Below are 25,723 nucleotides of genomic sequence, written 5' to 3'. Positions count from 1 at the left end.
CTATTGTACCTGCTGCGATATTTTCTGCCTTCATCAAAATCAGGCAGTAGCCGGCATCTCAGGCTGCGGTGGTGAGCCAGGCTTTATAGCCTCCTACCAGATCAATGATATTGTCAAATCCCTGTTTTTCCAGCAGACTGGCTGCAATCGAGGAACGATAACCGCCCTGACAGTGGACGATTACGGTCTGATCCTGGGGGATTTCAGCCAGATGCTCGGAGAGATGGTTCAAAGGAATATTGACACTGTTTTCAATATGACCTGCACTCCATTCAGCAGGAGTCCGAATATCGATAATCGTAACCTCTTCGTCCAGTTCCTTCATCGCCTGGACTGAAATCCGTCTGGTTTGCGATACGAGCTCGGGATGGTCCTGCAGACTGTTCAAGCCGTCTTTCAGGAAACCCTTAACGTGATCAAAGCCGATGCGCCCCAGCCGAACGATCGCCTCTTCGATCTGATCTTCTTCGCCCGCAATTACCACAATCGGAGCCTGCTTATCCAGCATGGTTCCCGCCCAGGTCGCATACCGTCCCTCCAGCCCAATGTTGATGCTGCCCTTCAGGTGACCTGCTGCGAACTCGGTGACATCACGAACATCAATCACCTGAGTTCCATCGTTGAGCATTTCCTGTACTTCTTCCAGGGAGTACGCGTGCCACGCAGCCTTGATGCTTTCATCCAGTGTCTGACGTTCTTTACGATTCAGGATCGCGTCGTGCACAAAGTACTGCGGTGCTTCCGGCAGATCGGTCGTCACCATATCGATAAAGGCCTCTTTGCTCATGGGCTGTAGGGCATAGTTATATCTTCGCTGCTCACCCAGAGTGGTAACCGCTTCGCTGCTGAGCTGTTTTCCACACATGGAACCGGCACCGTGTGCGGGATAAACCAGTGTTTCATCGGGCAGCTTCAGAATTTTTTCATGCAGGGAGTCATACAACATCGCTCCCAGCTCTTCCGCGGTGACTCCCAGAGAGGCCAGCAGGTCGGGGCGCCCCACATCTCCCAGAAACAGGGTATCCCCCGTCAGAATCATTTTGGGCTGTTCCGGATTCTCTTTCAGATCATATACCACCAGGGAAATTCCCTCCGGAGTGTGTCCGGGAGTTTCCAGTGTGGAGATTCTGACAGAACCCAGCAGCAGCTCGTCTCCTTCCGAGAGAGCCTGGTGAGGAAACTCCGCTGCGCCCTGACTGCCCAGATAAATCTGCGCACCGACCGCTTTCTGCAGTTCAATATGACCGGCGATAAAATCGGCATGGAAGTGAGTCAGGATCACATGCTTGATTTGCAGGCCGTGCTCTTTCGCATCTTCGAGGTAAATCTCAATATCACGTTGCGGGTCGACAACAACCGCGTCACCCGTTTCTTCATCGGCAATCATGTACGATGCCAGCGACAGACAATCCAGATAGTAGCGTTGAAAGAACATTGCAGGACCCTCCGCATTTAAGCCGTCTTTTGACATTGTTTCTGTTCACAGCCGGAAACCTGATTCCAGGGCATTTTGGCAAGTACCATTGCCATCCCGCAGGTATCAGTAATACCGGCAAACATTAATCCCGCACCTACAAATGCTGAGATGCCGCTGAACCAGGGGTTCACAAACATGCCCAGCATGGCACCGGTAAATACCAGGAAACCGGCTGCAATCCGCACCTGACGTTCCAGGGAAATTGTTTTTTTGCCCCGTTCGACCGGCAGGCCCAGAGCTTCCCAGGCTTTGGTGCCCCCTTCGACACTGATGACATTCACACAGCCGGCGTCGATCAGTTTCTGACAGGCCCGTGATGAACGGTTACCACTCTGACAAATGATATAGACTTGCGCGTCTGCGTTGCCGTGGGTCAGTTCTTCAATATGCTCAGCACAGATTTTGTCCAGGGGCACATTGCGGGCGATCGTAGCATGGACTTCTCTGAATTCTGCCGGCGTCCGTACATCGACCACTTCCACGCCCTGTTCCTTGTGAAGCCGGGCCAGTTCCTCGGGTTTGATGGTTTTAATTTCTGACATGCTTAATACCTCGTAATGTCGTGAATATACGATATGTTGTTGTAAAAAAAGGTCAGGACTGGAAAAAACGTCCTTCAATACAGTCCATGATTTTATTCAAATGCGGTTCTGCCACACTATAGTAAACGCTTCGGCCTTCCCGCTCACTGACGAAAAAGCCACAACGCTGCATCAATCGCAGGTGCTCGGAAGCGACATTACTGGGGATACCGCAGTCTTCCGCCAGTTCGCCAACCGTGTACCTCCCACGCAGCAGCATTTGCACAATGCGGATTCGTGCAGGGTGTGCCAGCACCTTCAGGCATTCTGCTGCCTCTTCCAGTGCCGGGCCATTATAATCGGGGGTTTCTTTCAGTTTCATAGTCTTACCTCATATATATAATATCGTGATGTTACGATATGTCAATGAGAGATATTTGGGATTTTTTAAGAATTCCCGGGGCAGAAATTCATCCCTGAGTCATTGATTCTTCATAAAGATCTGTAAGAATAATAACTTACGACACTTGCTGTAAACCCGAAAAAAGAGGTCCCTCCATGTCTTTGATCCCTCCCGACTCCCGAATTTCATTAGGTCGGCGTGCTTTTCTTCAGCATGGTGCCCTGTTGTTGACCGGAATTTCCGCGACTCCGCTGAGCCGACTGGCTGCCGCTACCGAAGCAAAACAGCGCGGTGTCGTCCGCATTGGCCTGGTGACGGACCTGCATTACGCGGACAAGCCACCCGCAGGATCGAGGCACTATCGGGAAACCCTGGCGAAACTGCAGGATGCCGTTGCCCAGTTCGAGAAAGATCAGCCCGACTTTGTCGTCTTCCATGGCGATCTGATCGATTCCGGTAAATCGCTGGAACAGGAGAAAAAGCATCTGGAAACGATCGTCAAAGCCATCTCGGCCATGCCATTTCCTAAAAATTATGTATTGGGGAATCATTGTGTGGACCAGCTTACCAAGGCCGAATTCCTGCAGGGAGTAGGTCAGCAGGAGTCTTACTTTTCATTCGACCGGAGCGGCTTTCATTTTGTCGTGCTCGACTCCTGTTTCAAAAGCGACGGCACTCCCTATGGTCGCCACAATTTTAAATGGACCGACGCCAATGTGCCTGCACTGGAGTTGAAGTGGTTGCAGGCCGATCTCGAAAAAACGAATCTCCCCACGATCATCTTCGCCCATCAACCGCTTGATTTGAAAGATACCGATGCCCATGCCGTCAAGAATTCTTCAGAGGTCCGCAAGGTTCTCGAAGCGTCTGGAAAAGTGACCGCTGTCTTTCAGGGCCACAGTCATCGGAACAAATATTCGGAAATCGAAGGTATTCATTACTGCACGATGGTCGCGATGGTCGAAGGTTCGGGGCTCGATAACAACGGATACAGTACACTGGACGTCTATCCGGATGGTTCGCTGGTTCTGAATGGCTTTCGAAAGCAGCAAGATTATCACTGGAGCTGAGTCACTCTCTTCCGGTGAATTCAGCACAGAGCATCGTTGCACCGCGGTTGCGAATCAGTATAAGATGGAAGAATCAATGATCGTACATCCGACTGATTCTTCAGGAGCTCACTATGCGCCGCTTAGCCCCCTTATTCTTTCTGTTCGCGATTATCCTCAGTTGCGTGGTCAGTACCGTTTCCAGTGCAGCGGCCTCTGAAAAGCAGCCGCCCAACATTGTCTTCATTATTGCGGACGACCTGGGCTACAAAGAACTGGGGTGTTACGGCCAGAAATATATCAAGACGCCGAATATCGACGAGCTTGCTAAAGACGGAATCCGTTTCACTCAATTCTATTCCGGAAATGCCGTCTGTGCTCCTTCCCGCTGTAACCTGATGACCGGCAAACACCCCGGGCATGCCTATGTCCGCAATAACGGCAAACCCGATTACGTGCAGAACATGAAGGAGAAAGAAGGCTGGGAATATCCGGGTCAGCATCCGATTCCTGACGAAGAAGTCACGATCGCGGAAATGCTCAAACAGAAACACTATGCCACCGGAGCCATGGGGAAATGGGGGCTGGGACACTTCGGAACCTCGGGCGATCCCAACAAACAGGGCTTCGATCTGTTTTACGGTTTCAACTGCCAGGTGCATGCTCACAATCACTATCCCCGCTTCCTCTGGCGGAATCACACCAAAGAAACGCTGCCGGGCAACGATCGAACCTTAAACGGCGAAACCTATTCGCAGGATAAATTTGTCGAAGTCGGCATGGACTTCATTCGTGAAAACAAAGATCGCCCCTTCTTCCTCTACCTTCCGTTCGCGGTTCCGCATCTGGCCATCCAGGCACCGGAAGAATCCGTGGCCGAATACCGGGGGAAAATTCCTGAAGCAGATTACAAACATCGCGGCTACATCAAGCGAGAGGATCCCCGCGCCGGCTATGCAGCCATGATTACTCACATGGACAAGGGCGTTGGCCAGATCATGAACTTGCTCAAAGAATTAAAGCTGGATGACAACACCGTGGTCTTTTTCACTTCCGACAACGGGCCGACTTACGATCGCCTGGGCGGATCCGATTCGGTCTTCTTCGAATCAGCGGGTCCCTGGCGCGGGTTCAAAGGCAGTCTCTATGAAGGTGGCATCCGTGTGCCGCTGGTCGTTCGCTGGCCGGGACACATTGCCCCTGGTGAGGTAACCGATCATCTCTCCGCTTTCTGGGATGTCATGCCGACCATTGCCCAGTTGACGGGCACCAAAGCGCCTGCCGACATTGATGGCATCAGCTTCGTTCCCACCCTGCTGGGGGAACCGCAGGAGCAGAAGCAGCACGAGTACCTCTACTGGGAGTTTCCTGCTTACACGGGACAGCAGGCGGTTCACATGGGAGACTGGAAAGGCGTTCGCCAGAATCTGTTGCGGAAAAAAAATCCCCAGATGAAGATTGAACTTTACAATCTCAAAAACGATCCGGGAGAACAGCACGATGTTGCCGACCAGCATCCGGAAATTGTGGCCCGCATCAAATCCATTATGAAAACGGGTCGCACTCCGTCGAAAATGTTTCCGTTTCCGGCACTGGATCAGCAGTAATCCCTGGTAACCAGGTTCCTTACCAGATTACCTGGATACTTCTTTAATCCAGCTGAATACGCTGTCCCCAAACTGCAGGTAACCATTGCCGGCAGGGTGGACAGCGTTATTCTGTCGCAGTGTCTCTTCGGTTGAGTGCGTGTTCCAGGGAACGCGTTTCGCCGGGTAGTTGTGCGCACAGTTGGATGCGTCCAGAATTGGATTGTCAGAAATCAACCGACCCAGATTGGACTGGACCAGGCGAGTTGGCCGTTGTTCTGTGTGACGCGGACGTAATACCAGTCTGTCGAATTCGCATCGCGCTGCTGGTCCTGCCAGCGAATTTGAGCCGAGTATTCACTCTGGCCCACGAGTCGATGCACAATGTAACTTTCGCTGGTAAATACGCCAGTGAATTCCACGACATTGTCGTCAATCAGATCCTGCAGTCGGGCACTGATGGTTTTCTCGTACGGCTTGCGGATCTGCAGGGTGAGCACGGTATCGGGAGTGCCTTCGATTTCGGTGACGACAGCCTTGGTCGGATCTTCGGCATAGCATTTAACGCGCGTGGTGTTGGAGTCGAGGCGGAGTTCCTGGTTCGAAACCACCTTGAGCCTGTCACGCAGTTTTTCGTCGAATGGGGAAGACTGGAAGCAGGGAATCGCCCGGGTGAAGCGTCCCCCGTCCAGCTTGATTGTCATATCCCAGAAGCAGGTGCGGCCCATCGCCAGGTCCGCCCAGGGACCCCAGCCGTACTGCAGGCGGCATTTCACTTTGCCGGGCAGGATCGGTTTGTCGTCCAGATGATCTTCGGGGAAATAGCGCTCGATGACTTTGCCGTTGCGAATCAGTTCGACCATGGAGATCGCGTCTTCGCCTTGTACGCGGACATCGATCTGGCGGTCCGTCGTTGCCGGTACATCGCTGCCCATCGGCTGCCCGTTCAGCGAAACCTCCAGGGCAATCCGGTCCCCCGTTGCCGCGTATGTACGGCGGGCGCGAATCGCTTCCATCAGCGAACGTGAAGAAAGATCTTCCGCCCAGACTCCCAGCACGCCCTCCCCATAGGCACCCGGATATCCCAGGTGGTCATCGGAAGAAGCGACAAAACCGAAACGCATCCCTTTCTGCAACTGGGGGACAATCATGTTCGAGGCAGAACGCCCCCCGTTACTGTGACGGATCATCGGGTAGGGGCTGCGATCGGTTTCTGTGCAGCCATGTTCCGAAAAAACTTCCACGACGGGGGAAGCACCAGGGCGGAAGTGCTTGAAGTTGGCGCCCCGCCAGCCCTGCTTATAGCCCACATGATGCGGAATCGCCAGTGCCTGGTTGCCCTCTGCAAAGTCGAGCAGTTTTTCGACATGGTTTGGCAGGAACAGCTCGGGTTGATCTTCGGGGAAAATCATACAGTAATCGCCGAACTGACTGGAGTGCCATTCGTAGCCCAGAAAGGCGACGAACTCATCGTTGTTGGCATCCTGAATCAGCTGTCGCGTTTTAGGCCAGTGGTTGGAATGAACTTCGAAGCCATTAACCCATTTCATGTGACGATTGCCCGGCATCCTGGGCATGTCGTGCCAGGAGGCATGTCCGGTAAAGGCGAAGAAATCCAGATGCTCCTGCGCCAGTTCGATCGAGCGTTCCAGTGAACCCTTCGCATAACCGACGGCATTGTGGTTATGCAGGTCGCCCCAGAACAGCTGGAGCCGCTTCTGGTTTTCGCCTCCCTGCAGTTCAGAATTCACACGCAGACCGGAGAGGGCGGTCGCGGCCAGAGATTCGCCCAGAAACGTGCGGCGGTTGATTTCAGGTTGATCAGTCATGATTTTCTTAGCTTCATTTAGTCTGAAGTCCATGCGAAAAAAGAGGGACAGGTGAGTGACCTGTCCCTCGGAAAGCCTGATCCAAGGCCTTTTATTTTTTGCCGATGCAAAAGAGCTTGTCGGTCATCTTCAGGTAAATCTTACCGTCTGAGAAGACCGGTGTGGCCAGGGCGAATCCTTCCAGCGGGTTTTCGGAAACCAGCTTGAATTCATCTCCCTGATCCAGAACCATGGTCGTTCCGTCTTCACGGGTTACATAGATGTGACCGTCTGCCAGAATCGGTGAAGCACTGAATTTGTGCCGACTGCGTGGCAAGCGACCTTCCCAGATCATCTTGCCGCTCTTGATGTCGAAGCAGAGCACTTCGCCTTTGTCGGAACAGATGTAGAAGCGGCCGTTGATGGCAGCCGGGGTCGGGACATCAGAGAAGGCGCCTTTGCCTTCCCCTTCTTTTGTCCAGACAACATTGGATTTCGTGACATCTCCCTGGCCGCCCAGTTTGATTCCGGTGAGTGATCCACCACGGGCATAGGGGGCAATCAGATAGCCATCACTGACTACGGGGGAAGAAATCGAACGGAAGTATTCGTGTTGTGTGGGGTTCAACCCTCCCACTCGCCAGATTTCTTTTCCTGTCTGGGCAGCGTGGGCTGTCACATGGTCGGCCCCCAGGACGTAAATGATCTCTTTGCCATTCTGTTTTGCGACAACCGGTGTGGTGTAGCTCTGATTGGCTTCTTTGGGAGCATCCAGATTGCGGCTCTGTTTCCAGACTTCTTTGCCGGTCGCTTTGTCGAAAGCGGCAATGTAAGAATTATCGCTCTGAATGCAGGCAATGACCACCAGATTGTCGGTCAGTACGGGCGACGTTCCCAGGTCCCACCAGAGGGTGTCTTCGCCATACTCTTTCTGCAGATTCTTCTGCCAGACGATTTTCCCGTCTTTGGTCAGGCAGGCCAGATCGCCACTCTTAAAGTAACCGAAGATGAATTGGTCATCAACGGCGGGAGAAGGACTGCTGCCGCTCCCTTTTTTGTGTTTACCGGCACGTTCGGTACCGAAGTCGGTATGCCATTTTTCTTTCCCGGTGTTCTTATTCAGACAGATCACCCGGTTTTTCCCACCAGAGTTAGTGGTCATAAACAGATCGTCGCCCCAGATGACAGGGGTCGATCCGCTCGGACCGGGAAAGTCGACTTCCCAGAGAATGTTTTTGGAACTGTCCCAGGCAACGGGATAACCGCTGCCTTCAGCCACTCCATTCGAATGGGGACCCCGCCAGCCGGGCCAGTTGCCCGCATAGGTGGGGGCGGCAATGAACAGGGAGAGTAAGGCAGTCGCCAGTAAAGCTTTCATTCTGTTTACCTCGGTATGTGTGAATTAGGAGGAATGAATTCGGGTTCATTCAGTTTGTATGGGGATCACAGTCTGGGTGAGAACTGCGATTATAACACGCCCGGAAACGCGATTTCATTCCGAATCGAAGTATTTTTTCACGATCCAGTCAGGTTGATGCTTATCTGGTTTCCGTTTTCGCCCTGTCAAATCGATCTTTTCCGACTTGGGATGTTCGGATGTGAGGGGCTGTTTGTCATCTGTTTTCTGCTGCCACTGTTTCAACGTCGCCAGCATGTTTTGAATGCGCGCCTGCTGGTCCGGGTGCTTGGAAAGATCTTTCAGTTCAGCAGGGTCGTTTTTGAGATCAAACAGTTGTGTCTTGTTGATCTGTGGATAGCGGATCAGCTTCCAGCGATCATCACGCACGGCTCGCATCAGGTCTTCGTAGGTCGTGAACAGCGTGTCCCGTACACGGTCCTGCTTGCCCCGCCAGATCGGTGCCAGGTCCACTCCTTCCACACCTGCAGGAACGCTGGTATGAGTCAGATCGCAGACGGTGGGGAAGATGTCATACAGGTACACGAGCGCATTGCTCGATTCATTCTGCGGAATGCCGGGGCCTTTGAAGATCAGCGGGGATTTCATGCTGTGTTCATACAGATTCTGTTTCCCCAACAGACCGTGACTGCCGATCGCTAGCCCGTGGTCCGATGAAAAAATGACGATTGTATTCTTATCGAGTCCACGTGACTTGAGCGTGCTCAGAATGCGACCGATCTGGGAATCCATGTGCGTGATCATCGCATAGTATTCTGCCAGCTGTTCGCGGACGACCTCCGGCTGACGGGGCCAGCCGGCCAGTGCTTCATCCCGCCCGGTCATCCAGCCATTATTAAACGGGTGCTGAGGCATGAAGTTTTTGGGCAGTGGTGGCTGATTCTTCTCGTAGACCTTCATCGCGGAAGCGGGAGGCATCCGCGGATCGTGCGGAGCAGTGAAAGCCACATAGGCATAGAACGGTTTGTCTGCAGGTTGAGTTTTGAGGAAATTCACGGCAGCGTCGACAAACAGTTCACTGGAAAATTTCTCTCCCATGCGCTGGTTTTCAAATTTGCCGTGCTTCAGGTCCACTACGGGGACTTTGAGGTGGTTGGACATCCCGCCCATGAAGGCAGCGGTTCCGGAAGTAAAACTTTTCTGAAACGAATCACGATGGTTGTGCCATTTCCCTGTGCCGAATGTGGTGTAACCAGACTGTTTCAACTGCTGGGGCATCGTCGTCACCCCTTTGAGGTCCATCGGCACATGGTACAGCGAACGGCCGCTGTTGAGCATGGCCCGGCTGGGCTGGCAGACCGCACCGTGTATCGAACCCATGCAGTAGGCATTGCGAAAACTGAAACCGGCTTGAGCCAGCTGATCCAGATTCGGAGTCTGGATATTCGGGTTCTGATAGGCTCCCAACGCGTCTGCCCGCTGGTCATCGCTGAACAGAAACAGAATGTTGGGGCGGGCGGCAGACTTCTGTTCTGCCTGCGCTGCACTCTGGTCAATCAGAGAACTCAGGGGAAAACAGAGTAGGATCAGCAGGTATCTCAAGTAGGTAGTCATTTTGAATGTCCTGGTATTTTGAGCGACGAATTAAGTGGGAATGATTTCTTTATGCTATCTGACCGCAACAGCGTTTTCGAATCCGTTTTCCGCTATCAGAGCCACTTCTTCAAAATTCACTGTCGGCTCTCAGTCAATTTTGAAGAAACGTTTGCCTTTCAGTTCAAAGCGGGGCAGGGCACCGGGGGCCACCGTGGTGACCTCGGCGTTGAAGTTCAGACGATCCTTGATCGCATGGCTGACTTCATTGATGATCTGTTTCTGCTGGTCCATTGTAGAGATTGACTCCACCGGCTCCAGTTCAATTTTCATATGCTGCATGGCACGAATGGTGCGGACTTCAATCCGGTATTCCGCCACCTGATCGAACGTACGCAGAATCGCTTCCAGGCTCGAAGGGAAAACATTGTTACCGCGGATGATCACCATGTCATCGGCCCGTCCCAGGATACCCCCTTTGAGACGCAGCAGGCTGCGACCGGAGGGGCAGGGGGTTGTATCCTCACAGACCAGGTCACCGGTACGGTAGCGAATCAGTGGCGATCCGACGCGACCCAGGTTGGTAATTAAAAGCTCGCCCTGTGCCCCCCGTTCGACCGGTTCCAGTGTCTCCGGATTGACGATTTCGGGAATGCACTCGGTTTCCAGAATATTGAGGCCCCCCGGGTTTTCGAGCGGCTCAATTCCCAGTGCGCCGATTTCCGTCATGCCCCAATGATCAAACACGCGGGCCCCCCAGCCCTGTCCGATCCGCTGTTTGGTTGCTTCAATATTTCCGCCGGGCTCCCCCGCGACAACCAGTGCCCGTACCCGGCTGCCGGCCAGATCAATGTTTTCTGCTTCCGCAACTTCCGCCAGTCGCAGTGCGTATGTTGGCGTACAGCAGACGGCGGTGATCTTGTTATCCAGGATCATTTTCAGTCGGGCTTCGCTTCCCATGCCTCCGCCGGCCAGACAGAAGTTACCGCGGCGGGTTGCGCCTTCAAAGGCGGCCCAGAACCCGACGAACGGTCCGAAAGAGAAGGGGAAGAACAGCCGGTCCTCCGGATGTAGTCCCACCATGCGATAAATCTGCGCCCAGCATTCCCCGAACCAGTCCCAGCTGTCTTTGGTATCCAGCCAGCGCATCGGCGATCCCGTGGTCCCCGAGGTCTGATGCATGCGTGTGTATGTCTCTACAGGATAGGTCAGGTTGGTACCATACGGGGCATTGCTGAGATGATCCTCGACCAGCTCCGCTTTCGTGGTGATCGGCAATTTCTGCAGGTCGGCCAGGCTCTGGATTGAGTCGATCTCGACGCCCGCAGCATTCCACTTCTGCTGCCAGAACGGATTCGAAGCCGAGACCTCTTTCAAAAGATGTTGCAGACGCTGCAATTGGCGGGCTTCTAATGCGTCCCGATCGAGGTTTTCCGGCTGACTGTCTGGCTGATTCATAAACTTGCTTATCTGGTTGGAGCAGGGGCGTTCGGGGAGTTTTATTTCCGGTATCCCTTATTCTGCCGCAACTTGAGTGATTTTCCAACCTAATGGAAGATCTCAGCTGGAAAAAACCTCGCTCTGACCGGCCGAAACCAGAATCTGGAACCACTTGATATTTCAAGGGTTATTGAAGTGAAACTATCTAACACGACCATTCCAACAACCTCTCAAGTCGTGAAATGGTGAGGACGATGATATCGATACAGTAGGTTGTCCTGATTGACGAAAGAAATACGGTTCAGATGAGAATCAGGATCGCCTGATCATTGACGACAACACAAGAACTGACATCCGGAGAAGAGGACTTTATGGCAGCGGACGGTAACAGCAAAGAGTTGAAACTGGGATTCCTGACCACGATTGAATGCCCGGATGGGGCGCTGATTGGTGGCCTGCTGGTAACAAATCATTTTGGCAGACCACTGGAATTTCAATGCACAACTCCCGTCAAACCGAACCGAACACAAGAGGTATTGTATGGACCCACGCTGGTTCCATTTCTGCTCGGGGAAGTGATTGGCCAGACGCTGGTTGACAAAATGAACGTCAAACCGAGCCTGATCCTCGTCGAGCAGGAACAGGCGCTGGAGCTGCAGAACCATACTTCGATTCCCGTTGCCATCCTGACCGATGTCGAACAGATGATCGAAGAAAGTGATGCTTACTTTACCGAGCAGGTGGGGCGGAACCGACTGCGGTTTGATGCAGCACACCAGGTTGGAAAGTCTGCGATTGAAAAGACGAGTCAGCAGATCCCCGGTGATGCCGACCTGGGAGAACCGTTTGAACGTGTGCGTGAAGCCTTAGGTGAAGCGGTCAAAATGGGATCTTCCCGTTAGCCCATTTCACAAAGCGGCGTTGAATTAATTTGTCAGGCACTACTTCCAGATCAGGCAGAGACGTGGATTTTACCGAGTCAACATTCCAGCAACAGCAGCAGGCACAACACAAGTTACCTCAGACGGGGGGACCGCATTTTCTTACGCCCTCTTCCACTCCCGAGAGACAGTCGGTTTCCGACAGTGATCGCGCGGAACTGTTACAGCAGGTCAGCAGTGATCCTGTCCCTCTGCTGGTCAGTACGTCCGTATTTGCATCCGGTATGAATGGCGCCCTCACCCGGAAATTCAATCTCGATGCTTCGGAAATTGAATTGATTGAACGCGCCGGTCTGCAACCTAAATGGAAACCGACGAAGCCGCGTGTCAGAACGTTCGGTATGACCTTTCCCGATGGTCTGGAGTTCATCCCGCCCAAAGAGGAGAAAGAGGGGCAGCCCGAACTGAGCAAGATCAAAGGTCCGGAAGTCGAAGGAACTGAGCCCGCGCCGCGAAAAAAATCGACGCGACTCAAACCGCCTGCCAATGCGCTTTCGCTCGAAGACCGGCTGTTCTATCTGCTGCAGCCACCGCTGGAGACCTGGCTGGCCGGGCAGGAACTGATCATGCCTTTCGAGCCTTTCCCGTATCAATATGAGGGGATCGCCTGGCTGTTCTCCAAAAAATCGGCTCTGCTCGCCGATGAAATGGGACTGGGCAAAACCATGCAGACGATTACCGGCGTGCGTCTGCTGCTGCGTAGTGGGCAGGTCAGGCGGATTCTGCTGGTCTGTCCCAAACCGTTGATCCCCAACTGGCAGCGCGAGTTCAAATTCTGGGCTGAAGAGCTGCCGGTCACCGTGGTGCAGGGGGATACGAACCGTCGCCGCATGATCTGGGAAATGCCCAACACGCCGATTCTGATCGCCAACTATGAGTCGATGTCGCGCGACTTCGAAGCGATGGGTGAGGAGAACCTGCCCCGCTTCGACCTGGTCGTGCTGGACGAGGCACAACGGATCAAGAACCGCGATTCAAGGACGGCAGATGTCGCCCGTTCGATTCCCCGCAAACGGAGCTGGGCTTTGACGGGAACGCCGATTGAGAATCGTCACGAGGAAATGTCGTCGCTCTTCGAATGGATGGAGATCATCCCGCCCCGGGGGACTCCTGATTTGCGTCAGTTGCAGGCGCTCTCGAAAGAGTTCATTCTCCGGCGGACCAAGGACCTGGTGATGACCGACCTGCCGCCACGTCTGGATCGGCCCGCCTACCTCGATCTGAACCCGGCCCAGCGGATTGCTTATGAAACGGCTGAGAAAGACGGTGTGATTCAGCTGAATGAAATGGGTGACTCGATCACGGTGCAGCATGTGTTTGAACTCGTGCTGCGTTTGAAGCAGATCACCAATTTCGATCCAGTCACCGGCGACAGCGCGAAGCTGGATCGCCTCGAAGCCGACATGGAAGAAATCGCGGCCTCAGGGGGGAAAGCGATCCTGTTCAGCCAGTGGACCAAGCCGCTGGACTTCATGGCTCAGCGTCTGGAACGTTTTGGCACCCTGGTTTATCACGGGGGGATTCCCACCAAACAGCGCGAGCCGATTCTGGATCAGTTCAAGCACGACCCTAATTCGCATCTGTTGCTGATGAGTTATGGCACCGGTGCCGTTGGTCTGAATCTGCAGTTCGCCGGTTACGTCTTCCTGTTCGATCGCTGGTGGAATCCCGCGATCGAGGATCAGGCGATCAACCGCGCTCACCGGATCGGTCAGAAAACGCAGGTCATCGTTACCAAATTCGTCTGCAATAATACGATTGAAGAGCGGATCGATATGGTATTGGAACAGAAGCGGGAACTCTTCCGCTCGATTCTGGGCGATGGCGACACGACTTGCGAATCACGCAGCCTGACCGCAGCCGAAATCTTCGGCCTGTTCGATCTCAAGCAGAAAAAGGGAGACACGACTAAAAAGATCGCCCCCAAGGTTCCGAACTCAGCCGCTTGAGTCTTAATCCACCAGTTTCGAAGTCAGCGGACTGGAGGTCATCGCGTCCTGCTCATCGGTGACGTTGATGAACCAGATGACAGCGTTTTCGGGTGGCGCTGGTCCGGTGATCTTTGTGCCCTCTATCGTCAACGGGACGGCTTGCCATTTGCGTTCCAGGTTGGGTCCCTCGTCGGTCGTAAATTGCAGGACTGCCGATTTCAGTTTGACCGGCTGCTTCAGCTTGGCGGTGATTTTTCCCTCTGCGATCACCGGCTTCTGTACGACGGCCAGGGGAGCGCCCTGTTTCAGGTATTCATCCATAAACCGGGCGATTTCTTTCGGTTCCCAGCCCGCGGGATGGCTGTGTCGCATTTTGACTTCAATGCGAATATTCTTCGGTGTGGATTTCGGAACCGCTTCGTAGCTGCGCTGATAGGCACTGAGCCAGTAATGAAAGTCGTTGGTTCCATTGAGGAAGAAAATCGGCATTTGTACCGCCCGGAGATACTGTCCCGGGTCATAAAGCTGCATCCAGAGAGCGGCATCTTCGTCAGAAAGTTTATTGATGGATCTTTCAAATACGGAATGGTTGTTGAGAAAACCACAACCATAGACGGGGGCGGCTGCTTTGAAGCGGTTATCCAGCCCAGCCACAATACTGGTCAGGTAGCCGCCCCACGAGATGCCGGTCACGCCGGTCTTGTCTTTGATCACTTCCGGAAAAGTGCGAATCAGAGAATGAGCCAGGATCGCGTTGGCGGGGGCGTGGTAGCACCAGTGCTCCGACTTGTCGTCTTTAATCGCGTCAAATTTTTCCGCGTGAGACTGGTTCGGCCCTCCGGCCTCCAGTCGCTCGCGATGCTCACGTTTGTGTGGATTCTTTCCCTCCAGCGGACGACTGCCGGCCAGATCCATGGCGATCGCAGCGTAACCCTGTTTCGCCCACAGCTCGGCCCATTCCCGAAATGCGGTTCCCCCTCCGCCGTGAATCAGTACGATTGCGGGGTAACGTACCGGCTGATTTCCGGAAAGCCCCAGCGTGCGGGGGGAAGCGTAGTAAGCGAAGACCTGCGTCGGTTTGCCTTTGTATTCCAGACCCTGGTAGATCAGTTTGTGGACCGGGCCACTCTGGTCGAGCCACTCAAATTCTGGTGCCTGGCTGAGTGCTTTCAAATCCCAGGGAGTCGTTTCTGGCAGTCGGGGATCGGGTTCAATAATGTCTGCTGCCGAGACGAAGCCGGCACTCAGAAGAGTAATCCAGCAGAGAAACAGAATTGAGATACTGGGTCGAAGAAGTTTCATCAGAGGTGCCACCACTTATCAGGTTCGAATATTTAAAAGATATCCGATGATTATCTGATACGGTCACGGCTGACGCAAGACAGTAATGAGAATTGAACGACTGTGCTGGTCGTTAAAACAACAGGCGATAAATGGCTGAACAGAAGATGATCCCGATGGTGATGACCGAGCCGATGATGCTCACGCAGACCGCTGCAGTACCGACCTTGAACGTGTTCTGTGATTCCGCAGGCAAATGACTGCCCAGCAGTTTCCAGATCGATTTCAGGACCTGGTTAAACATCTGCGCACAGAGCACGGTCGTCATCGCCAGAATGATGATCGCCCAGTGCGTAGCGGACAGCCCCAGCAGCATGGCGGTTGCGAGGACGGCACTTCCCGTAAAGAAGTGAATAAAGAATGAACTGTCCAGACGCACGCCGAACGTGATTCCCCGTTCTGCATCAATCAGACGCTGACGCCATTCGGGGCGTAGCTTTTCCGTGTCTTCGTTTCCGACCGAGTGGATTCGAATATTTCTGGCCTGCTTTTCCTGTGATGGTAACACTGTCCAAGTTCCTGTTATTGAGTCGGATTTCCAAAGAGTGAACTCATGCCGCCTGGCCCGGCTCCGAAGTTTCCAAAGCGGGGCATGATGGTTAAGCCGATGCCGGCATTCCCCGTGCTCTGGTTGTAATTCATTCCGAGACTCATGACGAAATCAGCCCCGGTTCTGGTGATCGACAGAATCTGCCCGCGGTTCATGTTTTCGCCCAGATCGTAGGCAGTACTGATGCCCGCGCTCCATTTTTCACTCATGACATAATTCAGGGTGGCAGACAGGATTCGACTGTCCAGACCGCCGCCCCCTTTAATCTGTTGTAAGGCGACATTCACGGTCATCCGGCGAGTACGTTGACTGGTCAGCGACACGTCCCATAACTGTTGTGCACCGTCGAACAGATCGTAATAAGCGTTTGCTGCCAGCGTGGTCCGGTCACCCAGGAACCAGCGGTAACGCCCTCCCAGCAGACCGAAGTCTTCTCCAAAGTTATCCCGCTGTGCATCCGGGAAATAAGACGCTTCCAGATCCAGAGTCATCCAGTCTTTGATGCGTTGCTGATCCGGCGGACCCGTTTTGGTCTGCAGTCGATGACGCCACGCCATCCTTAAGACCTGCTGGTCATCGACCAGTTCGTAATACGGATCCGTCACGCCCCGGCCGGCTCCCGTACGTACGGCATAAAAGCGGGGATCGAACTGGGGAGGCAGTGTGCCTCCGAAAGTATTGATCACCAGACGCTCACGGAAACGCTCCTGGGCGTTGTCATCGAATTCATTGTATTGAGCGATGTTAGTCAGGTTTGCACTCGAGTCGCTGAATGAGTAATCGGCTTCCAGCACCATCTTGTGAGCCAGTCCATTCAGATTGAAAAACGGATTGTAGACGTCCGGGAAGATCCGTTCCGCCATGATGCTGCTCCGCAAACCGGCCGAACCGTAGAGCCGGTCAATCTGCTGCTGTTGTAGTCCCTGTTCCCAGTAAGCCGCTTCCCCCATGACATAAGGAGTCATGATGATGGGACCCAGATTGAAGGGGGCTTCCAACTGGTTGCGGGTCATTGCCACCAGTCCCTGAGAATCAGCAACGAAGGGCAGCGGAGTAAATACATCCTGCGACGGATTGTAAGGGGCTGAACCCGGTTTCAGCTTTCCATAACCGACCGAGGAATGCGAAGTCCAGTTGAGCCGGTTACCCAGCAAGGGCTCTCCCAGCAGGAACAGATCCGCTTTCGGCAGCCAGTCTGTGGTCGTCGTAAATCCATTCAAACGGGTTCGGCCAATCACCGACCAGGACCAGTTTTCCTGCTGCTGTTTCAGATGCAACAGGGTTTCGACATCTTTGCCGGTTTCGAAGGTGTTCTCAAAATACTCATTCAGGAAGTTACGATCCGACAGCAGGCCACCTTCGCCCGTCAATGTCATTCCGAACGGCGATTCCTGTCGATGGTGCAGGTTGATGAAATAACGGTCCTTGGTGGATGGGATCAATGCCCTGCGGTCCGCACCCAGGTTATCCAGACCGGTGTCGTGGATATAAAACATTTCGCCATCGCCTTTGAAGACGTTGTCGAAGCCCAGCAGGTTGGCGCCTTCATAAGTTCCCGACTGACCAATGCCGACGCCCCGATAGGAATAGTAATCCAGCTGGCCTTCCCACTTCGTTCCCGGCAGACGCTCCAGACCGAGCAGCTTATACATGTCCCATTCCGTTTCCGTCTGGAAACCGAAGATGCGGTCGTTCCCGAATCGCAGTCCCGTAATTGGGAAATAGATATCCTCTGCCGGACTGGTCACGTAAGGCAGATAGAACAGGGGGATGTCGCCTACCTGGAAGGTATTGTTCGAACTGGATAACCAGGCCCGTTTGTTTGGCACCGGTTCTCCCGTGACCGGATCGAGTTCCGGTGAGCCGGTTCCCAGCCAGGGAGTCGTATAGCGGTCTTCAATAAACACATCCGAGGACTGGATTTTGTAGCCTGGTTTTCCAAACTGGCTGCCTGTCGCCCAGGCGTTCTGTGCCAGGTAGGCCCCTTTCGAGAGCTGACGGATCTGGCTGGCCCGGACCCGGACATCTTCTCCCAGTGTGGGAAGGTATGTTTTCAGTTCCGCATCCAGCAACACGCCCCGTTCTTCCCGGGCATCGTAAAACGCGCGGTTGGCCTTGAGGTAATAGGTTCCCTGCCGGATTTCGATATTTCCTTCGAGGTATATTTCGAAGGGGGTTTCCTTGGACTGTCTGATTTCCGAATTGAAATTCTGCGCATCCCGTCCGTCGGTCCAGATGATAATCCGGTCGGCGGACATATCGACCATCCCCAGTCCCTCCACTCCGTCAATCAGCAGATTGACTCCGCCGGTAATCACCCAGATCTGTTCCGGGGGAACGGTGTGTGTGGAAGGAAAACTCTGTACGTTGTACGGCACCGCGCTGCGGGGGAACAGTCGAATGCGGCGGAAACCGACATTCAATTCAGGCTCGGGAGCCGGAGCCAGTTCCGGACCTTCCAGCGGCGGTTTTTCGACAATGAACTGAGCTCGCTTGAGCTGGTGATCGTGCGGCATTCCGCGTCGTTGTGTGGCCCGCTTGAGCAGCGGATCATCCTCTGCCACGACTCCGTTTGAAGGACGCCGGATATTTGCTTTCAATCCGCTTTGCGTGACCAGGTTGACCAGCAGGCTGTTTTCGTTTTTCGATTCCCCAGGCAGATCGACGCGGACTTCACCTTCCAGGTAAACCGAGATGCGATCTGTCTTCCTGGATTTGGCGTGCCAGATCACCATCTGCCGCGATCGGAGGATGGCATCACCCTGTTTAATCTGGCAGTTCCCTTTCAGGATGGAGACGTTGACGAAATCCTGTTCCCATGCCTGGGAGTATTCCGCTTCGACTTCAATCGGTTCCTGTTCTGATGGTTCGTACTCCGATTCTTCGTAAGAGGCTTTCGGTGCACCGAAGAAACTGGTCTGAGCAGGCGCAACGGTGGCGACACCGCCGAGGATTGCAATGCTCACAATCACTCGCCAGATGCAAAGCGAAACATACCGAGAAACGGAATAGATCTCGCCCGACACGGGCACTCCTGAAGTGATAACCGGGTAGGTCAATCTTCTGTTGAGAGGATAGGTATCGAAGTGGAATACACTCTGCGACTAAGGCTTTAGAAGTCAGAGCGCAACGGTTTGAGGTCGGCAGGCGTTAACTCTGTCTGTCGTCCCGAGATAAATGGGCGCGGATTATAGGTCGATTTCTGAAAGAGTGTCAATAACAATCGCTGGCAGGCGGCGTTGCGCTTATGTGTCGTAAATAGCTTTATATTCAGATGTTAGGACGAGTCGGGTCAGGCCGTTTCCAGAGTCGGTCGATTTTGCTGAATTGGAGGAGATGAGACCACCCGAAAACACTCAATAACGCGATCGCAGGCACCAGCGGTGCGCGCATTCGCATGTTGGTCCAGTAGAACAGATGCACGATCGTAAAGCTTACCAGCAGCCAGATCAGGGGAGACCAGTTTCGCTCACTTTTCCAGATTACCAGAATCAGTCCCCAGTAACCGCCCAGCAAAACGACGAAATAGTAACTCGCGACTCCCCAGACCAGGGACCGTGACTGGGTCACTCCCGCGCTTGCCAGGGGGGCAATGTTCCAGAATCGCATCAATCGCTGGAGACAAGCCTGTACAAAAACATGTGGTTGAGCAGCGATATTGTTCCTCGCCCGCTGATACATCCAGCGGTCCCGTTCCTGTTCGGTTTCGAGGGGAGGCGAGACTTGGGCGATGTCCGTTTCCAGACTTTTCTGCCAGGCATCCAGGCTTTCGCCAGACCAGACCACGCCCCAGGGTTGCTGCACTACTTCCTTGTAAAACACAGGGTTATTTCCCAGCAGTACGGTATAACCTCCGTGCGTGGTGGTCAGAATCGGGGCGCGAAACACAACCAGATTCCGAATCAGCCAGGGGGAGACCGCCAGGACGATCCCCGCTGCCAGAAAAGCGATCGGCTTCCAGAGGGGGGCGGCAGAGGAAGCTTCAGACCGGGTGAACAACCTCTCTTTCAGAGATCCCGCCACGCGAACCAGCAACCAGAGTCCCAGAAACGCCAGAAACGTCGGTCGACAGAGAATCGCCAGTCCCCAGACAACGCCCGTCCAGAACAGCAGTGGCTTTGTCTTTGTCTCAGATGCCCCAGCTTCACACGGGGAAGTACTGCAGACCAGCAGGTAGAGCAGCAGACTGCTCAAGAACGTGGCCAGCACCTCCGTCATGGAATACGTCGTATATTGCAGCAGAATCGGGTCGGTCGCCACGATCGCCGCAGCAAACAGAGCCGCTGTTTTCAGTTGCAGCCGCTGACCCGTTTTCCAGGTGAGCCACACGGTGGCGATCCCCAGAATCACCTGCAAGATCCCCGTTCCGAAGGTCCCCGCTCCTAGAAAATAGCCAATCGCCAGCAGGCAGGGATACAGGGGGGGCCGAAAGGCCGTCGGCTCGATGGCCTGACCCTCCTCTGGTCGACTCGATGTGAAACCATTTCCCTCAGCCAGATTCCGGGCAATCGCGATGTAGGCATCCCGGTCCTCCTGCAGTTGATGACTCTTCAGGACCACCAGCGTCAGACGCAGGCCGCCGGCCAGAAGCAGGACCAGCAGCAAGGCAGTCGTTAAATAACCGGGTTTCGTCACAGACATCAATCCCAAGAGCAAGAGGTTTAAACGGCGGTTCCAGAGTCGGCCCGCTTGATGATTACGTTTGCCTGAGCGGGCACTTCGATTCCCAAGGCATTGCTGACACGGCAGTTAAACCGGGGGAAGACTGTCTCAAGTATGCAGATCTCACCCGTTAGAAACAAGGGGACTCTGTCCACCTGAAAAGGGGTTTTATGTGATTTCTACCGGCTGTAGGGGCTGGGCACGTATGAAACACGAAATGCTCCAGATATCTGGAAATATCGATGCTGATGGTTCTGAAGTATTCCGGTTGGAAAAAATCAACACGTTGCAAAAAACAGACACTATATCATGAAATCATGGTTTCTGTGAGCTATAGTTCGACAAGAGCAGATGGGTTGCGTACGCCTTGGAAGCATTCCAGAGTCAGCGCAACGGGCCGCATTTTTTATCGTATTGCCTGGCAGGCAGCAGGAAATGGTTTCCCCTTATGAGTCGTCAACCACAGAGCTGGCTGGAATCATGGGTGAACCTGCTCTATAAACTCCGCTGGGCGCTGCTGATCGTCTTTCTAATCCTGACGGCCTTTGCTTATTTTCCTGCTTCGAAGCTTACCTTCGAGCAGTCGATCGAATCACTCTACGCCAAAGATGATCAGCATCTGCTCGATTATCTCGAAAGCAAAAAACTGTTTGGCGGAGATGAGTTCGTCTTCGTCGCCTACACCGTGCCGGGGCTTCTCGGTGAGGAAGGAGCGAAAGAAACAGATCAGCTGAAGGAAGTCCGCAGTTTTTCCCGGGAACTCAGCCAGGTCCCGGGGATCAATGCAGATGTCTCTCAAAATCTGGCGGACGCCCTCAGTCCTCCGAAACTGAATTTTCTGCTCCGGGTTCTGATCCGCCAGAAACGGGATCAACTGATCGAACTCTCTCGCGGCGTGCTGATCGGCGACGACAACGAAACCACCGCCATCGTCCTCCGCCTGCTCCCCGAATACAAATCCCCCGTCCCCCGCAGTGAGACATTCAAACAGATTCGCGATCTCGCGCATGCCCACAATCCACGTGCCTATGTGGTGGGCGAGCCGGTGCAGGTCTATGACATGTTCCGCTATGTGGAAGAAGACGGCGACGTGCTGTTTAAAGTTTCCCTCAGCCTGCTCGCCGTAGTACTGCTCATCCTGTTTCGTCGGCTCCGCTGGGTTCTCCTTCCGCTGCTGGTTGTGATCTGCTCTATCTGGTGGACCGAAGCCGTCCTCGTCATCGGAAATTTACAGCTGAGCATGGTCAGCTCGATGCTGAACTCCCTGGTGACGATTATCGGCATCGCCACGGTCGCGCATGTCGCCGTCCATTTCCAGGCACTGCAGCGGCAGAGCATCTCCCGTCCGGATGCCATCCGGCAGACCATGGTCGAACTGCTCCCCGCGATCTTCTGGACCTGCGCCACCACCGCAGCCGGCTTCCTTTCACTCTTGACCAGTGAAATCGCCCCCGTCCGCAGTTTCGGGATCATGATGGCACTGGGAACCCTGATGGTGTTGATCGCTTCCACTGTTCTGTTACCTGGCGGCATGTCTCTGGGATACTTGAGTGCCCCTGCGAAACATTCCTCAGACAAAGGTCTGGAGCGATATCTCAAACAGGTCTCCCAGATGAATGAACGTTATCCCAAACGCATTCTCTGGGCCACGCTGTTCTTCGTCCTGTTCTCCTCGGCAGGGTTTACCCGGTTAACCATCGAGACCGATTTCAGTAAGAACTTTCGCGACTCCAGTGAGATCGTCAAAGCGCTGGATTTCGTCGAAACCCGCCTCGGCGGTGCATCCACCTGGGAAGTTAATTTCCCCGCACCCCCGAAGCTGACGAAGGAATACCTGGATCGGGTCAGGGCCCTGAGCGAGGATCTGCGCCAGGTCAATCCACCCGACAGAACACAGCTGACCAAAGTCATCTCCATCACCGATACACTCGACTTCATTCCCCAGAGGCCGTTCGCCTCCGATCCAATCCAGTCCAAGCTGGACCAGATCAAAGACCTGCAGGCCGATTTTGAAAGCAGCCTCTATAACCCCGATCAAGGACGCATGCGAATCGTCTTACGCGCCCTCGAACGTCAGTCTGCCGAAGAAAAACTCTCACTGATTCATAAAGTCGATGCCCTGGCGAAAAAACATTTTCCCGGTTCAGAAACCAAACAGACCGACCAGCAGACAGAGCCCGTTCACGACAAACCGGGTAAGGCCGCCGGTATTTTCATCCTGCTGGCTTACCTCATCGACAGTCTGCTCAAAGACCAGCTCTACAGCTTCCTGCTCGCTGCCACCAGCATCTGGCTGATCATGTCGCTTGCTTTTCGCAGTCTGAAACTGGGACTGATTTCCATGGTTCCGAACCTGTTTCCGATTGTGGTCGTGATCGGGGCGATGGGCTGGAGTGGACTGACTTTGAATATCGGTACCGCCATGATCGCCAGCGTCTCGATGGGACTCACCACCGATTCGAGCATCCACTTTATCTCCAGCTTCTTGAGGGAACGTTCCCACGGTGCCACCACAGTTGAGGCACTTAGAACCACGCATCACAGCGTCGGCCGGGCCATCGTTTATGCCACCTCTGCCCTGGTTGCCGGCTTTAGCGTGTTGACCCTGTCACACTTCATTCCCCTGATTTATTTCGGGGCGCTGGTCAGCGTCGCCATGATCGGCGGCGTATTTGGAGACCTGGTCCTGATGCCGATTCTCCTGAAGTTATGTTATCCCGACAAAGCGGAATCAGCTGCGTAGCGGCAGCGGCTTGTATTTCCGCTGGTCCATACCCACATAGCGTGAGAGCGGTTGATACAGGTGATTGTTCTCCGTCTGCTCCACGATATGAGCGACCCAGCCTGCCATCCGCGAGACCGTGAAGATCGGCGTGAACAGTTCCGGCTCAAAGCCCAGGTAATGCAACAGGCGGCTCGCGTGCCATTCCACACGGGGATGGACCCGGGAGACCTTCGCCATAATATCTTCGATCGCATCTGCAGCCGTTTCCATCGCATTCAGCCCCAGGGCATCGGCGACCTGCACACAATAGGTTTTCAGAACGGCTGCACGCGGATCGCGCTGTTTGCGGGGAGAATGCTCGAACCCGAGCACCCGTCTGCCCCTGGTAATTTCCTGGCAGGCCCATTCTTCCGCATTCCCGGAATGCATCGCTTCCTGCAGCGCATCCAGTACGCCGGTTCCGGAGCTGCAATGCAGCTGACCGTTCAGAGAACCGATGGCGGCACCAATCGATGAGTACAGCGGGCTGCCCGTCGATGCCACGACCCGGGCGGCAAACGTGGACGGAGCCAGACCATAGTCGGCTTGAGTGATCAGTAGTGCGTTAAACGCTTCTTCTTCCAACTGTGTCGGTTCATCCCCTTTGAGCATGTACCAGAAGCTGCCCGCATAGGAGTGCTGAAAATTCGGCACGACCGGAGTGTTGCCGTTGATCTGGTGATATCGGAACGAGATCAACTGAGGCAGCATCGCCAGCAGATACTGGGCGTTGGAGACATCCGACATGAAGACCCCGTATTCCATCTGCGGGTCAAAGTGAGCCAGCAGACTCACGCCGCTGCGGATCACATCCATCATATTGATATGCGGAGGGATAGCTTCAAGGGCAGCTGTTACCGGACGGGGCAGCTGACCGGATTCAATCAGCATCGTCTGAAAATCGGCCATTTCCTCATGGCTGGGTAGCTCACCGTTCAGCAGCAGGTAAGCTACTTCGAGAAACATGGCTTCGCGAGCCAGTTCATCGATCAGGTAACCCCGATAAGTCAAACCATCCTGGATTTGAGAAATTTCAGTTTCTGTCGCGACGATCCCGGTGAGACCGGGGCGATAAGGGTGACGTTCCATGTCGCAAACCTTTCGCTCTTCCTGAATACGAAAAAGAGTGGCAGTCCATTTGAATCAGAGTATAACCCATGTGAATCAGAGAATCGACACAGGTTATAGACCGTTTTTCCCAAGAATAGGGAAATAATTTACAGGTGCTTTTTTGACTTGACGACCCGCAATTCAATCGCTCCTGAAAATCAGGGCGCTTCCGGAGACCCTGGTTCGGGAGAGATGAGCCGGCCCGCGCCCGCTTCCAGCAGCGCCTGGGCCGCCTGCACACCGGTCTGTGCAGCTGAATCACAGGGGCCACTTTCGGAGACGAAAATCCGTTCCTGCCCATCGCCACTCAGCACGACCGCTTCCAGGGTCAACTGCTCCGCTTCCAGGCGGGACAGACATCCGATCGGGGCATGGCAGCCCGCGCGCAGGTGTGCGAGCATGCTCCGTTCTGCAGTTGTGGCAGCCTTCACGGCGGGATTCGAAATCGCTTCCAGAATTTCGATGGTCTCTGTATCCTCGGCCCGGCATTCGATCCCCAACGCACCCTGTCCCACAGCAGGATAGACTTCCGGGGGGCTCAACAGCAGCCAGTTCCGCTCCGCCAGCAGTTCCAGACGCACCATTCCCGCTTCCGCCAGGCAGAGCACATCGTATTCGCCAGAGTCCAGCTTCTTCAGACGCGTCTGCACGTTCCCACGGACTTCCAGCATCTCCAGATCACTCCGCTGATGCAGCAACTGGGCCCGCCGCCGCAGGCTCCCTGTCCCAACCCGGGCTTTCTTCGGTAGATCTGCCAGCGACTCGATCGGTTCGGAACCTTCCGGCAGAATCAGGACATCGAACAGCGGTCCTCGATCCGGAATCCCGGCCAGGGTCAGTCCCGGCGCAGGTTCGGTCGGCAGATCCTTGAGGCTGTGTACCGCCAGATCGGCGCGGGCGTCCAGAACGGCTTTCTGAACTTCGCGGGTGAAGACACCCAGTCCGCCGAACTGCGACAGGGGAGAGGTCAGATCACGGTCCCCTTCCGAAGTAATATGCACAATCTCGACCGGTCGCCCGCTGGCCTGCTGTTCGAGCAGTGAGGCCACATATTCGGCCTGCCACAGCGCCAGCTTGCTGGCTCGGGTCGCGATTCGCAAGGGACGTGGTTCCGACGTCTGAGTCATCAGTCAAATCTGCTTTCTATCTGCGTTGGTAGTTCGGTATTCTCTGCTGATCGACTTCGATCC

Annotated in this window: 18 protein-coding genes; 5 read left to right on the top strand and 13 right to left on the bottom strand. The window is 54.4% G+C overall.

Going from position 1 to position 25,723, the window contains the following annotated elements; translation table 11 throughout:
* Window positions 1-58 precede the first annotated feature (58 nt).
* Genes Enr10x_RS26465 through Enr10x_RS26455 form a run of 3 tightly spaced genes read right to left on the bottom strand, consistent with a single transcriptional unit; the run spans window position 59 to window position 2,380 of the window.
* The gene (locus Enr10x_RS26465) at window positions 59-1,435 is read right to left on the bottom strand and encodes an MBL fold metallo-hydrolase (RefSeq protein ID WP_145452011.1); all 1,377 of its coding nucleotides are present in this window, start codon (window positions 1,433-1,435) and stop codon (window positions 59-61) included.
* A 17-nt stretch (window positions 1,436-1,452) separates the two neighbouring features.
* Window positions 1,453-2,019 carry a rhodanese-like domain-containing protein gene (locus Enr10x_RS26460; RefSeq protein ID WP_145452009.1) on the bottom strand — a complete coding sequence of 189 codons (567 nt, stop codon included), beginning with the start codon at window positions 2,017-2,019 and terminating at the stop codon, window positions 1,453-1,455.
* Window positions 2,020-2,071: 52 nt separating this feature from the next.
* Window positions 2,072-2,380, bottom strand: a complete 309-nt coding sequence (locus Enr10x_RS26455; RefSeq protein WP_145114630.1) for an ArsR/SmtB family transcription factor — start codon at window positions 2,378-2,380, stop codon at window positions 2,072-2,074.
* A gap of 176 nt (window positions 2,381-2,556) precedes the next feature.
* Between Enr10x_RS26455 and Enr10x_RS26450 the strand changes: the two genes are divergently transcribed.
* Window positions 2,557-3,471 (top strand): metallophosphoesterase, encoded by a 915-nt coding sequence (locus tag Enr10x_RS26450; protein WP_145452007.1) that lies wholly within the window; start codon window positions 2,557-2,559, stop codon window positions 3,469-3,471.
* Between the two features lie 113 nt (window positions 3,472-3,584).
* Window positions 3,585-5,057, top strand: a complete 1,473-nt coding sequence (locus Enr10x_RS26445; protein ID WP_145452005.1) for an arylsulfatase — start codon at window positions 3,585-3,587, stop codon at window positions 5,055-5,057.
* Between the two features lie 212 nt (window positions 5,058-5,269).
* Here the strand turns inward: Enr10x_RS26445 and Enr10x_RS26440 are convergent, their stop codons facing one another.
* From Enr10x_RS26440 to Enr10x_RS26425, 4 genes are all read right to left on the bottom strand, one after another.
* Window positions 5,270-6,865: a CehA/McbA family metallohydrolase domain-containing protein gene (locus tag Enr10x_RS26440; protein WP_145452004.1), complete on the bottom strand. Its 1,596-nt coding sequence runs from the start codon at window positions 6,863-6,865 to the stop codon at window positions 5,270-5,272.
* A 91-nt stretch (window positions 6,866-6,956) separates the two neighbouring features.
* Complete coding sequence (locus Enr10x_RS26435; RefSeq protein ID WP_145114622.1) at window positions 6,957-8,222, bottom strand: outer membrane protein assembly factor BamB family protein; 1,266 nt, start codon at window positions 8,220-8,222, stop codon at window positions 6,957-6,959.
* Window positions 8,223-8,336: 114 nt separating this feature from the next.
* Window positions 8,337-9,815 (bottom strand): sulfatase-like hydrolase/transferase, encoded by a 1,479-nt coding sequence (locus Enr10x_RS26430; protein WP_145452002.1) that lies wholly within the window; start codon window positions 9,813-9,815, stop codon window positions 8,337-8,339.
* Between the two features lie 129 nt (window positions 9,816-9,944).
* Window positions 9,945-11,252: a phenylacetate--CoA ligase family protein gene (locus tag Enr10x_RS26425; protein ID WP_145452000.1), complete on the bottom strand. Its 1,308-nt coding sequence runs from the start codon at window positions 11,250-11,252 to the stop codon at window positions 9,945-9,947.
* Window positions 11,253-11,563: 311 nt separating this feature from the next.
* On the opposite strand from Enr10x_RS26425, the gene Enr10x_RS26420 reads away from it, so the two are divergent.
* Both Enr10x_RS26420 and Enr10x_RS26415 read left to right on the top strand, forming a co-directional pair.
* Window positions 11,564-12,136, top strand: a complete 573-nt coding sequence (locus tag Enr10x_RS26420; RefSeq protein WP_145451998.1) for a hypothetical protein — start codon at window positions 11,564-11,566, stop codon at window positions 12,134-12,136.
* A 62-nt stretch (window positions 12,137-12,198) separates the two neighbouring features.
* Entirely contained in the window at window positions 12,199-14,124 is a 1,926-nt protein-coding gene (locus Enr10x_RS26415; protein ID WP_145451996.1) for a DEAD/DEAH box helicase, read from the top strand.
* Between the two features lie 3 nt (window positions 14,125-14,127).
* Here the strand turns inward: Enr10x_RS26415 and Enr10x_RS26410 are convergent, their stop codons facing one another.
* From Enr10x_RS26410 to Enr10x_RS26395, 4 genes are all read right to left on the bottom strand, one after another.
* Window positions 14,128-15,408, bottom strand: coding sequence for an alpha/beta hydrolase family protein (locus Enr10x_RS26410; RefSeq protein WP_145451993.1), 1,281 nt, complete (start codon window positions 15,406-15,408; stop codon window positions 14,128-14,130).
* A gap of 112 nt (window positions 15,409-15,520) precedes the next feature.
* Window positions 15,521-15,955 carry a diacylglycerol kinase gene (locus Enr10x_RS26405; RefSeq protein WP_197997379.1) on the bottom strand — a complete coding sequence of 145 codons (435 nt, stop codon included), beginning with the start codon at window positions 15,953-15,955 and terminating at the stop codon, window positions 15,521-15,523.
* A gap of 14 nt (window positions 15,956-15,969) precedes the next feature.
* Window positions 15,970-18,963, bottom strand: a complete 2,994-nt coding sequence (locus Enr10x_RS26400; protein WP_145451990.1) for a hypothetical protein — start codon at window positions 18,961-18,963, stop codon at window positions 15,970-15,972.
* Window positions 18,964-19,267: 304 nt separating this feature from the next.
* Window positions 19,268-20,632: a glycosyltransferase family 39 protein gene (locus Enr10x_RS26395; RefSeq protein ID WP_232093144.1), complete on the bottom strand. Its 1,365-nt coding sequence runs from the start codon at window positions 20,630-20,632 to the stop codon at window positions 19,268-19,270.
* A gap of 475 nt (window positions 20,633-21,107) precedes the next feature.
* On the opposite strand from Enr10x_RS26395, the gene Enr10x_RS26390 reads away from it, so the two are divergent.
* Complete coding sequence (locus Enr10x_RS26390; RefSeq protein WP_145451986.1) at window positions 21,108-23,402, top strand: efflux RND transporter permease subunit; 2,295 nt, start codon at window positions 21,108-21,110, stop codon at window positions 23,400-23,402.
* Here the strand turns inward: Enr10x_RS26390 and Enr10x_RS26385 are convergent.
* Together Enr10x_RS26385 and hemC are read right to left on the bottom strand one after the other, a co-directional pair.
* Complete coding sequence (locus tag Enr10x_RS26385; RefSeq protein ID WP_145451984.1) at window positions 23,391-24,512, bottom strand: citrate/2-methylcitrate synthase; 1,122 nt, start codon at window positions 24,510-24,512, stop codon at window positions 23,391-23,393. The two genes, Enr10x_RS26390 and Enr10x_RS26385, sit on opposite strands and share 12 nt — an antisense overlap.
* 179 nt (window positions 24,513-24,691) lie before the next feature.
* On the bottom strand, window positions 24,692-25,660 hold the full coding sequence (gene hemC, locus Enr10x_RS26380; protein ID WP_145451982.1) for a hydroxymethylbilane synthase: 969 nt from the start codon (window positions 25,658-25,660) through the stop codon (window positions 24,692-24,694).
* Window positions 25,661-25,723: the final 63 nt, after the last annotated feature.

The organism is Gimesia panareensis (assembly GCF_007748155.1).
Classification (GTDB): Bacteria; Planctomycetota; Planctomycetia; order Planctomycetales; family Planctomycetaceae; genus Gimesia; species Gimesia panareensis.
Note: the sequence above shows the minus strand (reverse complement) of the source record. Positions and strands in the feature narration are given on the sequence as shown.